The sequence below is a fragment of the Mycobacterium sp. TH-M82 genome, from assembly GCF_057473605.1.
Genome location: NZ_JBYCKY010000709.1, coordinates 1 through 1,729, shown reverse-complemented (window position 1 = coordinate 1,729; position 1,729 = coordinate 1). Strand labels below are relative to the sequence as shown.

The window sequence follows — 1,729 nt, the reverse complement described above, 5'->3', positions numbered from 1 at the left end:
GAACACGCCGTTGCGCTCGCCCAGCTCACCGGTGGAGAAGTCGAACAGGAACTTCGGCACGAAGAACAGCGACAGACCTTTGGTGCCCGGCTTGGCGCCCTCGGGGCGGGCCAGCACCAGGTGGAAGATGTTTTCGAACAGGTCGCCGGAGTCGGCCGACGTGATGAACCGCTTGACACCGTCGATATGCCAGGAACCATCGTCGCACTTGACAGCCTTGGTGCGGGCCGAACCCACGTCGGAGCCCGCGTCCGGCTCGGTCAGCACCATGGTCGCGCCCCAGCCCCGTTCGGCGGCTGTCACCGCCCATTTCTTCTGCTCCTCGGTGCCGAGGTGGTAGAAGATGTTGGCGAAACCGACGCCGCCGGCGTACATCCACACCGCGGGGTTGGCGCCCAGGATGTGCTCATGCAGCGCCCACATCAGCGCCTTGGGCATCGGGGTGCCGTTGAGCGCCTCATCGATCCCCATCTTGTTCCAGCCGCCCTCGAGGGTGGTCCGCACCGACTTCGTCAATGACTCGGGCAGTTTCACCGAGTGGGTCTGCGGGTCGAACACCGGGGGATTGCGGTCGCCGTCGACGAACGACTCTGCAATCGGGCCCTCGGCCAGGCGGCTCAGCTCGCCCAACATCTCCCGCACGGTGTCGACGTCCAGGTCGGCGAAGTCGCCCTCGCCGAACACCTGGTCGACGCCGAACACCTCGAACAGGTTGAACACCTGGTCGCGGACGTTGCTCTTGTAGTGGCCCACTGAATCCTCCTCGATGGGAACGCACTTGTGGTACGCACTTGTGGTTGAGTACTCCGGAGAAGAAGTTACCCACCAGTAACGCGATTAAACTATACCGGCGGATAACCTCGAAGCAAGCGGGTGTGAGTTATATTGCACCCGCTAACTAACCAACCGGTTGGCGGTGGTGTGCTGCTGAAATGCCGGCCGCCGGCGGCCGACCCCCGGTAGTGTCGGGCATGTCACACCCCGTCCGAGAAGGCTGTCGAGTTAACGAGTCCCGGTGAGTTCCCCAGGAAAGCTGACACCCTCCTCACTCCGCGAGGCGTTCGGGCAGTTCCCGTCCGGGGTGGTTGCCGTCGCCGCCGAGGTCGACGGCAGCCGGGTGGGGTTGGCAGCCAGCACCTTCGTGCCGGTCTCGTTGGATCCGCCGCTGGCGTCGTTCTGTGTGCGGAACACCTCGACAACCTGGCCGAGACTCAAAGACGTGCCGGTGCTGGGCATCAGTGTGCTCGGAGAGGCCCAGGACAGCGCGGTCCGCACGCTGGCCGCCAAGACCGGGGACCGGTTCGCCGGGTTGGAGACCGTGTCCAGCAGGAGCGGCGCCATCTTCATCAAGGGCACCAGCGTGTGGCTGGAGAGCGCAGTCGAACAGTTGGTTCCGGCCGGCGATCACACCATCGTCGTGCTGCGGATCAGTGACGTCACAGTCGACCCGGAGGTGGCCCCGATCGTGTTCCATCGCAGCGTGTTCCGCCGGCTCGACGGTTAGGCAGCCACATCGCCCCGATGCATCGGAGGTGCCTTCGCCCAGGGGGATGTGGTGCGATAGGCAGATGACCGTCATCGGCAACGATCCTGGCCGGCTGCGCTCGGTGGCTGAAAGGCTCGCCACCGAAGGTGCCGAGTTCGTGCGGCGTCGCCGTGCCGAGGTGTTCGGTGCGGATCGTCGAGGGGCGACCGCGGTACGGACGAAAAGCAGCCCCACCGACCCGGT

2 protein-coding genes are annotated in these 1,729 nt (G+C 65.2%); one reads left to right on the top strand and one right to left on the bottom strand.

Annotated features, from left to right (window positions below):
- A partial coding sequence (locus AC2VON_RS20740; protein ID WP_486954600.1) for an acyl-CoA dehydrogenase family protein occupies positions 1-753 on the bottom strand: 753 nt, incomplete at its 3' end.
- A 262-nt stretch (positions 754-1,015) separates the two neighbouring features.
- Between AC2VON_RS20740 and AC2VON_RS20735 the strand changes: the two genes are divergently transcribed.
- On the top strand, positions 1,016-1,504 hold the full coding sequence (locus AC2VON_RS20735; RefSeq protein WP_486954599.1) for a flavin reductase family protein: 489 nt from the start codon (positions 1,016-1,018) through the stop codon (positions 1,502-1,504).
- Positions 1,505-1,729 lie beyond the last annotated feature (225 nt).